This window comes from Pseudomonas sp. BE134 (assembly GCF_031456105.1).
Classification (GTDB): Bacteria; Pseudomonadota; Gammaproteobacteria; order Pseudomonadales; family Pseudomonadaceae; genus Aquipseudomonas.
This window is the reverse complement of record NZ_JAVDUA010000007.1, coordinates 45181-58195: the sequence shown is the minus strand read 5'-3', so window position 1 is coordinate 58195 and position 13015 is coordinate 45181. Positions and strand designations below refer to the sequence as shown.

Below are 13015 nucleotides of genomic sequence, written 5' to 3'. Positions count from 1 at the left end.
AGCCGGCCATGCGCCTGATCAATCGCCACCCGGATCGCCCCAGTCGCCTGTTGTTGGTGATCCTGCCGTTCGCCCTGGTGCTGTTCGCCTACTTCATGGGCTCGGCCGAGCGACTGGCGGACAACCCCAACGACAAGCTGCTGCCGAGCGCCGTGCAGATGACCGACGCGGTGAAACGCCTGGCGTTCGTGGCCGACACCCGCACCGGTGAATACCTGCTCTGGCAGGACAGTGCGTCGAGCCTGCGCCGTCTGGCCATCGGCCTCAGTATCAGCGCACTGGCCGGGCTGTGCCTGGGCATGGCGGCGGGTACCCTGCCGCTGTTTGGTGCGCCGCTTTCCCCGCTGCTGACGGTGTTGTCGATGGTGCCGCCGCTGGCAATCCTGCCGATTCTGTTCATCGTGTTCGGCCTGGGGGAATTGTCGAAAGTGATGCTGATCGTGATCGGCATCACCCCCGCCCTGGCCCGTGATCTGGAACAACGCGCCCGGGAAATTCCGGTCGAGTTGTTGATCAAGGCCCAGACCCTAGGCGCCTCGACCTGGACCCTGATGCTGCGCGTGGTACTGCCGCAACTGCTGCCGCGTTTGCTGATTTCGCTGCGGCTGATGCTCGGTTCGGCGTGGTTGTTCCTGATCGCCGCTGAAGCCATCGCCTCGACCGACGGCCTCGGCTACCGGATCTTCCTGGTGCGCCGTTACCTGGCGATGGACGTGATCCTGCCGTACGTGGTGTGGATCACCCTCCTCGCCTGGCTGATGGACTGGGGCCTCAAGCGCCTGACCCAACGTGCTTTCCCTTGGTATGAAGGAGCACGCGCATGAGCTTCATCAACGTAAAGAACGTGTGGCAGCAATATGGCGATCAGGTGGTGCTCGAAGGGCTGAACCTCAACATCAACGAGGGTGAGTTCTGCACCCTCGTCGGCGCCTCAGGCTGCGGAAAGTCAACCTTCCTGCGCTTGTTGCTCGGTCAGGAACGCGCCAGTCGCGGCGAGATTCTGCTCGATGGCCAGGCGCTGGCCAGCGAACCGGATTCCAGCCGTGGCGTGGTGTTTCAGCGCTACTCGGTGTTCCCGCATTTAACGGTGCTGGACAACGTCGCCCTCGGTCTCGAACTGCCGCGCTCGCCACTGCTCGGACGTCTGTTCGGCAGCGCCAAGCGTGATGCGCGGGAACAGGCCTCGGTGTTGCTGCACAAAGTTGGCCTGGGCCACTCGCTGGACAAGTACCCGGCGCAACTTTCCGGCGGCATGCAGCAACGGCTGGCCATCGCTCAGGCACTGATCATGAAACCCCGGGTGTTGCTGCTCGACGAACCATTCGGCGCGCTCGATCCGGGTATCCGCAAAGACATGCACGCCTTGCTGCTGGAGCTGTGGCGCGAGACGCAACTGACGGTATTCATGGTCACCCACGACCTGTCCGAAGGTTTCAGCCTCGGCACGCGCCTGCTGGTGTTCGACAAGGTCCGCGTCGACCCGCACGCCCCCGGCGCCTATGGCGCACGCATCACCTACGACATCCCTTTGAACAGCGACCGCCGCACCACCCGTGCCGCCGTCGACGCCCTGCCGGTGCCACTGGCAGGCACGCTTCGTATCGCTTAGAGGAATATGGAAATGACTGATTCGACCCAGCTATTCACGCCCTTCGCCGAAGAATTGCTACCCGGTGGCGGCCATCGTTCGTTCGTGTTGAAACGCGGCCAATTGCTGCGCCTGACCGACCTGCGCGGCGGTGCCAACGTCAGCCTGACGTTGCTCAACGCCAATGAAAAAACCGAACGCCTGAACCTGCCTGACAGCCTTAAATGCCAACACACCGCCAAACTCACCAGCGGCCATTGCCTGTACTCGGACATGGGTCGCGTACTGGCTGCGATCACTGCCGACACCTGCGGCTGGAGCGACAGCCTCGGCGGTGTTTTGTGTGCTGAAGAGGTCGCGGAAAAATACGGCGCGGGGCGCTATCAGGAACTGCGCAACGGCTTCTTCCGCAACGGTACCGACAACCTGTTGGTGGAACTGGGCAAGTGGGGGTTGGGCCTGTCGGACTTGCTGATGACCCTCAACCTGTTCAGCCGGGTGGACGTCGATGAAGCAGGACGCTTCCACTTCGTCGAAGGCAATTCCAGGGCTGCCGATTACATCGAGTTGTACGCGCCGATGGACACGCTGGTGGTGCTCACAGCGCTTCAACACCCGATGGACCCATCGCCCGAATACGCACCCAAGCCTCTGAAGCTCAGCTGGATGAACGCCGACGCCAGCGTCGCCGAACACTGCCGCACTTCGCGCCCGGAAAACGAGCGCGGCTTCATCAACACCGACCGTCTGTTCGCCTGAGGATCGCTGCCATGTCACTCGCTATCGCCACCGCTCATCAACAGCCGGACACCGCGATCTACCGCGCCACCATCCCCGCCGGCGAACCCTGGCTGATGGAGGTCAAGGCCGGTCAGACCTTGCGTATTCTCGACCTGGAAGGCAATCAAGCCGTCGACACCCTTTTCTACAGTGTCGCCAATCCAAAGGAACGCTACGACGTGCAGCGCACCTTGCGCCGGCAAAACAGCGTCTACCTGAGCACCGGCAGCGTGCTGTATTCCAACCTCGGCAAACCGATGCTGACCATCGTCGCCGACACTTGCGGGCGCCACGACACCCTCGGCGGCGCCTGCGCGCAAGAGAGCAACACCGTGCGCTACGCCCTGGAAAAACGCTACATGCACAGCTGCCGCGACAACTACTTGCGTGCCTGCGTTCACGACGGGCGACTGGGCAAAGGCGATATCGGGCCGAACATCAACTTCTTCATGAACGTGCCGGTCACGGCGGACGGCGGGCTGACCTTTGAAGACGGCATTTCGGCACAGGGCAAATACGTCGACCTGCGGGCCGAGATGGACGTGATTGTGCTGATCTCCAATTGCCCGCAATTGAACAACCCTTGTAACGCCTACAACCCGACACCGGCGGAGTTATTGGTATGGAACTGAAAATCGCGCGGTTGCGTAAATGGTTGTTCGCCCTGTGTCAGGCCCGCTCCGGGCAGTGCCTGAAAAAGTAAAACCACCCCCAATTCCCTGTGGGAGCGAGCCTGCTCGCGAAGGCGTCAGCACATTCACCATTGATGTCGCCTGACACACCGCTTTCGCGAGCAGGCTCGCTCCCACAAGGGGACGGTGGTGTTTTGAAGTGAAGTGTTTTTTTCACCCGGGACGACCCGGGTGCATCTCGAAAAACTGCGGGACGGCCCGCATCCCAAGTCGAGGCTGATGCGCTATCGCCTCCGGGGGTTATGCCATGTTCGAAAAAGTCCTGATTGCCAACCGTGGCGCCATTGCCTGCCGCATCCTGCGCGCCCTGCGCGACTTGCAGGTCAAAGGCGTCGCCGTGTACTCCGAAGCCGATGCCGCCAGCCTGCACATCCTGCAAGCCGATGAAGCCCACAGCCTCGGTGAAGGCGCAGCCGCCGGCACCTATCTGGCGGTCGACAAGATCCTCGCCATCGCCAAAGCCACTGGCGCCACAGCGATTCATCCCGGCTACGGTTTCCTCTCGGAAAACGCCGCATTCGCCGAAGCCTGCGAAGCCGCCAACATTGCTTTCATCGGCCCGACCCCCGAGCAGCTGCGCGTATTTGGCCTGAAACACACCGCCCGCGCCTTGGCCAAGCAACACGGCGTACCGATGCTCGAAGGCACCGAGCTGCTCGACAGCCTCGACGCCGCCCTGATCGCCGGCGAACAGGTCGGCTACCCGGTGATGCTCAAAAGCACCGCAGGTGGTGGCGGCATCGGTATGCGCGTATGCCGCAGCGCAGCGGAGTTGAGTGAGTCCTTTGAAGCAGTCAAACGCCTCGGCCAGAACAACTTCAGCGATGCGGGCGTGTTCATCGAGAAGTACATCCAGCGCGCGCGGCACCTGGAAGTTCAGGTGTTCGGCGATGGTCGCGGCGAGGTGATTGCCCTCGGCGTGCGCGACTGCTCGGTACAACGGCGCAACCAGAAAGTCCTCGAAGAAACCCCGGCACCGAATCTGCCCGACGGCATGGCTGAAGCGCTGTGTGCGGCGGCGATCAAACTGGCCAAAGCGGTGAATTACCGCAGTGCCGGCACCGTGGAATTTGTCTTCGACAGTGAAGATCAACGCTTCTACTTCCTTGAAGTGAACACCCGCTTGCAGGTGGAACACGGCGTTACCGAACAAGTGTGGGACCTCGATCTGGTGCGCTGGATGGTGGAACTGGCGGCCGGTGACTTGCCGCCACTGCGTGAGTTGAGCCAGGGGTTGAAAGCCGAAGGGCACGCGATTCAGGCACGCCTGTATGCCGAAGATCCGGGGCGCGATTTCCAGCCAAGCCCTGGCTTGCTCACCGCCGTAAATTTCCCTGCCGCCAACGGCATCCAACTGCGCATCGACACCTGGGTCGAGGCCGGTTGCGAGATCCCGCCGTACTTCGACCCGATGATCGCCAAGGTCATCAGTTGGGCACCGACCCGTGAAGAAGCACGCGCCGATCTGCATCAGGCATTGGCCGACAGTCAGCTCTATGGCGTGGAAACCAACCGCGATTACTTGCGGCAAATTCTGCTCGATGCGCCATTCGCCAGCGGCCAGCCGTGGACCCGTTGCCTTGAAGGTCTGGTCTATCAGGCCAACACTTTCGAAGTGCTCGGCGCCGGGACGCAGACCAGCGTTCAGGACTATCCGGGGCGTCTCGGTTATTGGGCCGTAGGCGTGCCGCCGTCGGGGCCGATGGACAGTCGCGCGTTGCGTCTGGGCAATCTTTTGCTCGGCAACGAAGAAGGTGCCGCCGCGCTGGAAATCACCATGAGCGGGCCATTGCTGCGCTTCAATTGTGATGCGGTAGTGGCGGTCACCGGCGCGGCAATTCCACTGACGCTGAACGGTGAAAGCGTCGCGATGAACACGGCGCTGTTGGTGCCGGCGGGAGCCACGTTGAGCCTTGGGACGATTGCCGGTGCAGGCGCGCGCAGCTATCTGTGCGTGCGCGGTGGTTTGCAGGTTCCGGATTATCTGGGAAGCAAAAGCACCTTCACCCTCGGTCAGTTTGGCGGGCATGGCGGTCGTGCCCTGCGCGCGGGTGATGTGTTGCATGTTCCTGCTTTGATCGACCGCAGCGTCGGTGCCGAACTGACTGAAGTCCAAGTCACCGAGTTGCCTGCTGTGCGGCAAATCCGCGTGATTTACGGCCCCCATGGCGCACCGGAATACTTCACCGAAAACTACATCGGCACGTTCTTCGCGACCCAATGGGAAGTGCATTTCAACTCCAGTCGAACCGGCGTGCGACTGATCGGGCCGAAACCGGAATGGGTGCGTGCCGACGGCGGTGAAGCGGGACTGCATCCGTCGAACATTCATGACAATCCGTACGCCATTGGTGCAGTGGATTTTACCGGGGACATGCCGGTGATCCTTGGCCCGGACGGCCCGAGTCTGGGCGGGTTTGTGTGCCCGGTGACGGTGATTGAAGCGGACCTTTGGCAGCTGGGACAACTCAAGGCTGGGGACAAAGTGCAGTTCATCCCCGTCGATATCCAGACCGCCCGCACCCTCGCCTTGAAATGGAACACCCCCTGTGGGAGCTGGCTTGTCGGGTCGCCGCATCGCAGCGATGGGGACCGACCAGACACCGCATCAACTTCATCGCGGGCAAGCCCGCTCCTACAGGGGGTTGTGTCGCCTGTTGTATTGGATTTGGGTCAGGGGGATACGCGGCTGGTCGCGAGGCTGTCCGGTGATACACATCTGCTGCTGGAAATCGGCGCGCCGGAACTCGACCTGGTCCTGCGCTTCCGCGCCCACGCCCTCATGCAAGCGCTGGAAAGCAAACACTTGCACGGCGTGATCGACCTCACCCCCGGCATCCGCTCGCTGCAAGTGCACTACCAACCCGAGCAACTGCCGCTGGCCGACCTGCTCGGCATCATCGCCGGTGAATGGGACGCGGTGTGCGCTGCCAAAGACCTGCAAGTGCCCTCGCGCATCGTGCATTTGCCGCTGTCCTGGGATGACCCGGCCTGCCAGCTCGCCATCGAAAAATACATGACCACCGTGCGCAAGGATGCACCGTGGTGCCCCAGCAATCTGGAGTTCATCCGCCGCATCAACGACCTGCCCAACCTCGACGAAGTGCAGCGCACGGTGTTCGACGCCAGTTACCTGGTCATGGGCCTGGGCGACGTTTACCTCGGGGCACCGGTCGCCACCCCGCTCGACCCGCGTCATCGCCTGGTGACCACCAAGTACAACCCGGCTCGTACCTGGACCGCCGAAAACTCGGTGGGCATCGGTGGCGCCTACATGTGCGTGTACGGCATGGAAGGTCCCGGCGGTTATCAGTTTGTCGGGCGCACCTTGCAGATGTGGAACCGCTACCGCGAAGTTGCCGCGTTCGATGGCAAACCGTGGCTGCTGCGCTTCTTCGACCAGATCCGCTTCTACCCGGTGAGCGCCGATGAACTGCTGCGCATCCGCAAGGACTTTCCGCTCGGGCGTTTCGAGCTGAACATTGAACACAGCCAGTTGAACCTCGCGGATTACCAGACGTTCCTGGCGCAAGAAGCCAAGGCCATCGCCGCGTTTCGCGATCAGCAACAAGGCGCGTTCAACGCCGAGCGCGAGCGCTGGATCGCCAGCGGCCAGGCGCATTTCGACAGTGAAGAACCGGCCCCGCAAGCGACCGAAGATGCAGCGCTGGCCAGTGGTGAAATGAGCGTCGACAGCCACATCGCCGGCAACCTCTGGCAGGTCCAGGTGAAAACCGGCAGCCGCGTGGCCACCGGTGATGTGCTGGTGATTCTGGAGTCGATGAAGATGGAAATTCCGCTGCTGGCACCCGTGGCCGGCGTGGTGCGCGAGATTCGTGTGCAACCGGGTTCGGCGGTGCGCGCCGGACAACGCGTTGTGGTGCTGGAAGTCGACTGAACCCATTTCGAAAAGGATTAACCCCATGACCCTCAATCTGCAACTCGACGCCCTGCGCAGCGCTTACCGCGACGGCAGCATCACACCTCGAAAACTGCTGTCGAGCCTGCGCGACAAAGCCGCCGCGCTGAACCCGGACTATCACCTGTTCATCCACTTGCTCAGTGCCGAAGAACTGGAACCGTACCTCGCCGCCCTCGACGACCGCGACATCGACAGCCTGCCGCTGTACGGCGTGCCGTTTGCGATCAAGGACAACATCGACCTGGCGGGCATACCGACCACAGCGGCGTGCCCGGACTTTGCCTATGTGCCAGAGCGTTCGGCGACTATCGTCGAGCAATTGCTGGCGCTGGGGGCGATTCCGTTGGGCAAGACCAACCTCGATCAATTCGCCACCGGCCTCAACGGCAGCCGCTCGCCGTATGGCGCGTGCCCGAACAGCGTGTTGCCGGAGTATCCGTCGGGCGGTTCCAGCGCCGGATCTTCGCTGGCGGTCGCATTGGGTGTGGCGAGTTTTTCGCTGGGCACGGACACGGCAGGATCGGGGCGTGTGCCCGCAGGTTTGAACAATCTGGTGGGACTCAAAGCCACCAAAGGTTTGATCTCCACAGCGGGTGTGGTGCCGGCCTGTCGCACGCTCGATTGTGTGACGACCTTCACGGCGACGGCTCGCGAGGCCAGCCAATTGCTGGCGCTCACTGCACACCTCGACCCGCGCGACGAATACAGCCGCAGCAACCCGCAGTGGAACGACGGCTCGGCATTCGGCACGCCGCGCCCTTTGCGCTTCGGCGTGCCGCGCGCGCAGGACCTGGAGTTCTTCGGTTGCCCCGAAGGCCCGCTACTGTTCGGGGATGCCATCGACCAGCTCAAGGCGTTGGGCGGTGAAGCCGTCGAACTGGACATGTCGCCGTTTCTCGAAGCGGCCCGTTTGCTCTACGAAGGGCCTTGGGTGGCCGAGCGCTATAGCGTGGCCGGGGAATTGATGGAGCAAAAACCTGAAGCGGTGCTGCCGGTGATTCAAGCGGTGCTGGCCAAAGCGCCGGCGGTGACTGGCGTGCAAACCTTCCGCGCCCAGTACCGCCTGCAAGCCCTGAAGGCGCTGTGCGACAAGGCGCTGGAAGGGCTCGATTACGTGGTCACGCCGACCATCGGCCGCCCGGTGACATTGGCGCAGCTGGACGCCGAACCGGTGCTGCGCAATTCGGAACTGGGTTACTACACCAACTTCATGAACCTGCTCGATTACGCCGCCGTCGCCGTGCCCAGCGCTTTCATGGGCAATGGTCTGCCATGGGGCGTGACGCTGTTTGGCCGGGCGTTTACCGATCAGTATTTGTTGAGCGTGGCGGATGCTTTCCAGCGCCAGCAAGGTTTGACTACACCGGCACCAACGGCAGATGCGCGCAACGATCGGGCACGGTTGGTGGTGTGTGGCGCGCATCTGGATGGATTGGCGCTGAACTGGCAATTGAAGCGGCGTGGGGCTCAGTTGGTCGAGTCGACATTCAGTTCGCCGGACTATCAACTGTACGCCTTGGCCGGTGGCCCACCGTTTCGTCCGGGGATGGTTCGGGTCAAGGATGGCGGTGTGGCGATTGCGGTGGAAGTTTGGGAAGTGCCGAGCAGTGAATTGGGCTCGTTCCTGACCGGAATTCCGGCGCCTCTCGGGTTGGGCAAGGTGCAACTGGCGGATGGACGCTGGGAGAGCGGGTTCATCTGCGAGGCGTATGGGTTGGAGGGGGCTGTGGATATCAGCCATCTCGGTGGATGGCGTGCATACCTGCAATCCCTGGCCTGAACACCACCCCCTGTGGGAGTGAGCCTGCTCGCGATGGCGTCAGCACATTCACCTATGATGTCGACTGATACTCCGCCATCGCGAGCAGGCTCGCTCCCACAAGGTTCAGCGCAATTGCAGCAGTTATTTCCCGACAGTCCCATTAGAATGCTTGGCATCGTCTCACTCGCATCATGAGTAACCTTTTATGAACCGGCCTGAACTCTGCCCAGCCTGCGGCGCGTCCAATGACTGCACCCTGGCCGTCCCGCAAACCGCTGATCGCGCCTGCTGGTGCTACAGCGTCAGCATCGACCCGGCCGTGATCGCAGCGCTGCCGCCCGAACTGCGTGACAAATCCTGCCTGTGCCCACGCTGTGCGCAGGTCGAAGCGCAGCTGTAAGCACGCGCCCGGCCGATCACGTAAGATACGCGGCCCTTTTCCCTCCGATCCCTTGCCATGCGCGTTGACCGTTTCCTCAGCAACCTGCCGCGCTTCAACCGTAAGCAGGTACGCCTGTTGCTGGTCGAAAAGCGCGTGCGGATCGACGGAAAAATCGTCAGCGACCCGCACGCCGAAGTGCTCGAGTTCAGCCGCGTCGAAGTCAACGACGAGGTCCTGCAAGTCGGCAAGCCCGCACGCTACTTCATGCTGCACAAGCCACCCGGCTGCGTCAGCGCCACCCGCGACCCGGAGCACCCGACGGTTCTCGACCTGATCCATGAGCCGGACAAGGACGAGTTGCACATCGCCGGTCGCCTCGACTTCAACACGACCGGACTGATGCTGATCACCAACGACGGCAGCTGGTCGCGACGCCTGACCCAACCGCAAACCAAACTGCCCAAGGTCTACTACGTCGAGACCGAACAAGACATCGGGCCGGAGTACGCGCTGAAATTCACCGAAGGACTGTATTTCGCTTTCGAAGACCTCACCACTCAGCCCGCCGAGCTCGTGCTGCTGGGGCCGAAGTCGGCGCGTCTGAGCATCGTCGAAGGCAGGTATCACCAGGTCAAGCGCATGTTTGGCCACTTCGACAACAAGGTCCTGCGCCTGCACCGCGAGCGCATGGGCCCGCTGGTGCTCGATAACGCGCTAAAACCGGGCGAGTACCGTGCATTGCGCACCGAAGAGATTCATTTGATCTAAGCAGGCGACCGCTCAGCAGAAGTTGTCGAACAATTTACCAATGGGTCTTGCACGAAGGCGTCTACCCTGCTTGAATCAGGTCGTCAGCCGAAATGTGACTGATGAGTCACCACATACCTCTAAGAAACTTTTTGCCGGTTAGAGAACCCTCAGGTTCCGCTTCAAACCGACAGACTGCCCGCCAATAATAATACCCGTCGACCTGCTACCGGATCGACATGGGCTCCAAAATTTCAGGCGTATGCCTACCTGTCACAAAGCTCGTGCAATCTCAGTTGCGCGCATACCCGCTTGCCAGGAGTCATATGACATGAGGCCAGAAATCGCTGTGCTGGATATACAGGGTCAGTATCGGGTCTACACGGAGTTCTATCGCGCAGACGCCGCAGAGAAGACCATTATCTTGGTCAACGGCTCGATGGCCACGACTGCGTCGTTTGCACAAACCGTGAAAAACCTCCATCCGCAGTTCAACGTGGTCTGCTACGACCAGCCCTACGCGGGCAGGTCCAAAGCCCACAACCTGCATGAGAAATTGCTGACCAAGGAAGTCGAAGGGCAGATCCTCCTGGAGCTGATCGACCACTTCGGCGCCGAACACGTGCTGTCGTTTTCCTGGGGCGGCGCCGCGACCCTGGTCGCCCTCGCCCATCAGCCACGACGGATCGAAAAAGCCGTGATCAGTTCGTTCTCCCCGGAGATCAACGCACACATGCTCGATTACCTCGAGCGCGGCGTCGATTACCTCGGCAGCCGGGATGGCGACCGGGTCGGCAACCTGGTGAACAGCACCATCGGCAAACACTTGCCGACCCTGTTCAAGCGCTTCAACTACCGGCACGTCAGCAGCCTGGCCGATCATGAATACGGGCAGATGCACTTCCACATCAGCGACCTGCTGCACAGTGATCGCCAGTGCTTCCTCAAAGCCTCGGAGAAAATCAACGTACCGGTGCTGTTCATGAATGGCGAATGGGACGAATACACCGCCGCCGATGGCGCGCGATTGTTCGCCAACCACGTTCAGAACGCCACCTTCACGACACTGGAAGCCACCGGCCACTTTCTCGACATGGAACACAAAGCCGCCTGCCGAGACAGCCGCAATGCACTGCTGGGGTTCCTGACACCATCACAGCATGAGAGCCGAACGCGTTACCACTACGTCAAGGATCACCATGCACTGGCAATCTGAAACAGCGTCCTCGCGAGCAAGCCCCGTCCTACAGTGTTGAATGCATTCCTGTAGGCGCGTGGCTTGCCCGCGAAAGACCGCCTCGCGGTCTTGGCCTGTTTCACCTGCGCTAAAGTCGTCTCGTGCAAAGAAAAACTTCATTTCCGCGCGCACATCTGGTACAAAGTCAGCCGCTCTGAGCGGGTGTCGTATAATGGCATTACTCCAGCTTCCCAAGCTGATAACGAGGGTTCGATTCCCTTCACCCGCTCCAATCGAATTTTGGTCTCACGTTGAGATGGTTTTGACGGGGGACATACAGATAAAAAAAACCGGTCCTGAGTGGCCGGTTTTTTTATGCCTGAAAATTGAACAACGTGGCGTTTCGGTAGGGATGCAAAACCCTGCAATACAGAAAACGCCTCATTTGAGGTTATCAACAACCCCTCTCTTCCCGCCCTCCTAGACTGATTTCTTCGCACCTGATCAGCGCCGCCAGAGAAGGCTCAGTGGTTATAGTGTTGATCGTAAAAATTCAGTAGGTATAGTAACCACCTAAGCACACCACAGGGAGGTGATGTGAATAGTCGATTTTTGATAAGCCAACTCGTTGCGGATGGCTGGTACCTGGTTCGAATCAGGGGGAGTCATCATCACTTCAAGCATCCGACCAAACCAGGGCTGGTGACAGTTCCTCATCCGAAAAAGGATCTGCTCAAAAAAACGGCGATCAGTATTTTGCAACAGGCGCTGCTCTGACGATCTCCACGCGCGGCGTCCCAGGAGGACAATGAACATGCTTTATCCGATTGCGATTTCAATAGGCGATAACGACCACGCTTGGGGCGTGGATGTACCGGATATTCCTGGCTGCTTCTCTGCCGGTGAAGATTTGGACGATGCGATGGCGATGGCTCGCGAAGCCATTGAGGGCCATTTCGAAATTCTGGCCGAAGACGGTTCGCCGATTCCGCCCGCGAACAAAGTCACTCTTCATGCGGCCAATCCGCAGTACGCAGGCTGCACCTGGGCTCTGGTGGATATTGATGTAACCAAGTATCTGGGCAAAGCCCAGAAACTCAATATCACACTGCCCGGCTACCTGCTCAACCGCATCGATGAGTACGTACTGCATCATCCCGAAGAGAAAAGCCGTTCAGGTTTTCTTGCCTCGGCAGCACTTAAGGTATTGCAGCAAAGCTGATGACCTTATTTCAGTGATCTATCAACCGGCCCGAGTGGCCGGTTTTTTGTCAACGACAGCTCGGCTTCATTAGATTCGTTGGCACCCACGCCCAATGTGATCAGATCAACGCGGAGACCGTGTAATGAACATTAAACCCATTCGCAGCCAGGAAGACTTGGCCGCTGCATTTGCTCGAGTGGAGCAACTGTGGGGGGCAGACATTGGTTCACCTGAAGGCGATGAGCTGGAAATTCTGGCGCTGCTCATCGAGAAATACGAAGACGAGCATTACCCAATGCCGCCCTCCGATCCGATTGAGGCCATCAAATTCCGCATGGATCAGCAAGGCCTGACCCCTCGCGATCTGGAACCTTTCATCAGTGACTAATGCCAATCAGTTACCGCAATCCTTGTGGGAGCGAGCCTGCTCGCGATGACGTTGGCACAGCCAACACTTGCGTTGCCTGACAATCCGCCATCGCGAGCAGGCTCGCTCCCACAGGTTTTGCACCTTAAAAAATCGGCATTCGTACTTGGCGACCGTTTTTTTGTGGGTGGGATTTGTGAATTGCCAATCAACGCCTGCCTAATCAGGTGCCGATCACCCATTCACTGGTGGCACAAAAGTGACCAACTTTCGAAAAGGCAACGTCCTACACGACACTGGGAATTGTCCGTACACTTGCGCATTGCTGTGTCTTTGTCACGAGGCCTATAGTCCGATCCGCGCCCAAATGGCGTATCGGGTTTGGCGACTCGAT

The 13015-nt window shown here is 60.3% G+C and carries 11 protein-coding genes, 1 tRNA gene and 2 pseudogenes; all 14 read left to right on the top strand.

Features of this window, described 5'->3' with window-relative positions; translation table 11 throughout:
* Nucleotides 1-8: 8 nt before the first annotated feature.
* Nucleotides 9-824 (top strand): ABC transporter permease, encoded by an 816-nt coding sequence (locus tag J2Y56_RS07995; protein ID WP_310349622.1) that lies wholly within the window; start codon nucleotides 9-11, stop codon nucleotides 822-824.
* Complete coding sequence (locus J2Y56_RS07990; RefSeq protein WP_310349619.1) at nucleotides 821-1609, top strand: ABC transporter ATP-binding protein; 789 nt, start codon at nucleotides 821-823, stop codon at nucleotides 1607-1609. The genes J2Y56_RS07995 and J2Y56_RS07990 overlap by 4 nt, the downstream gene beginning before the upstream one ends.
* A 12-nt stretch (nucleotides 1610-1621) precedes the next feature.
* Entirely contained in the window at nucleotides 1622-2347 is a 726-nt protein-coding gene (locus tag J2Y56_RS07985) for an urea amidolyase associated protein UAAP1 (RefSeq protein ID WP_310334043.1), read from the top strand.
* 11 nt (nucleotides 2348-2358) lie between these two features.
* Complete coding sequence (locus tag J2Y56_RS07980) at nucleotides 2359-3000, top strand: urea amidolyase associated protein UAAP2 (protein ID WP_310349616.1); 642 nt, start codon at nucleotides 2359-2361, stop codon at nucleotides 2998-3000.
* A gap of 307 nt (nucleotides 3001-3307) precedes the next feature.
* Nucleotides 3308-6958: an urea carboxylase gene (uca, locus tag J2Y56_RS07975; protein ID WP_310349615.1), complete on the top strand. Its 3651-nt coding sequence runs from the start codon at nucleotides 3308-3310 to the stop codon at nucleotides 6956-6958.
* 25 nt (nucleotides 6959-6983) lie between these two features.
* Complete coding sequence (gene atzF, locus J2Y56_RS07970) at nucleotides 6984-8762, top strand: allophanate hydrolase (RefSeq protein ID WP_310349613.1); 1779 nt, start codon at nucleotides 6984-6986, stop codon at nucleotides 8760-8762.
* A gap of 187 nt (nucleotides 8763-8949) precedes the next feature.
* A complete protein-coding gene (locus J2Y56_RS07965) occupies nucleotides 8950-9144 on the top strand; it encodes a cysteine-rich CWC family protein (RefSeq protein WP_150782157.1) in 195 nt (64 codons plus the stop codon).
* 57 nt (nucleotides 9145-9201) lie between these two features.
* Nucleotides 9202-9894 carry a pseudouridine synthase gene (locus J2Y56_RS07960; protein WP_007944170.1) on the top strand — a complete coding sequence of 231 codons (693 nt, stop codon included), beginning with the start codon at nucleotides 9202-9204 and terminating at the stop codon, nucleotides 9892-9894.
* A gap of 310 nt (nucleotides 9895-10204) precedes the next feature.
* Nucleotides 10205-11089, top strand: coding sequence for an alpha/beta fold hydrolase (locus J2Y56_RS07955; protein WP_150782159.1), 885 nt, complete (start codon nucleotides 10205-10207; stop codon nucleotides 11087-11089).
* A 179-nt stretch (nucleotides 11090-11268) separates the two neighbouring features.
* Nucleotides 11269-11342, top strand: a tRNA-Gly gene (locus J2Y56_RS07950).
* A 305-nt stretch (nucleotides 11343-11647) separates the two neighbouring features.
* Nucleotides 11648-11827 (top strand): type II toxin-antitoxin system HicA family toxin, encoded by a 180-nt coding sequence (locus J2Y56_RS07945; protein ID WP_077184214.1) that lies wholly within the window; start codon nucleotides 11648-11650, stop codon nucleotides 11825-11827.
* Nucleotides 11828-11864: 37 nt separating this feature from the next.
* Entirely contained in the window at nucleotides 11865-12272 is a 408-nt protein-coding gene (locus J2Y56_RS07940) for a type II toxin-antitoxin system HicB family antitoxin (RefSeq protein WP_007947601.1), read from the top strand.
* A 50-nt stretch (nucleotides 12273-12322) separates the two neighbouring features.
* Nucleotides 12323-12397: pseudogene (locus J2Y56_RS07935) on the top strand (type II toxin-antitoxin system HigB family toxin); the annotation flags it as partial.
* Nucleotides 12397-12633: pseudogene (locus J2Y56_RS07930) on the top strand (type II toxin-antitoxin system HigA family antitoxin); the annotation flags it as partial. The pseudogenes J2Y56_RS07935 and J2Y56_RS07930, both read left to right, overlap by 1 nt.
* Between the last annotated feature and the right edge of the window lie 382 nt (nucleotides 12634-13015).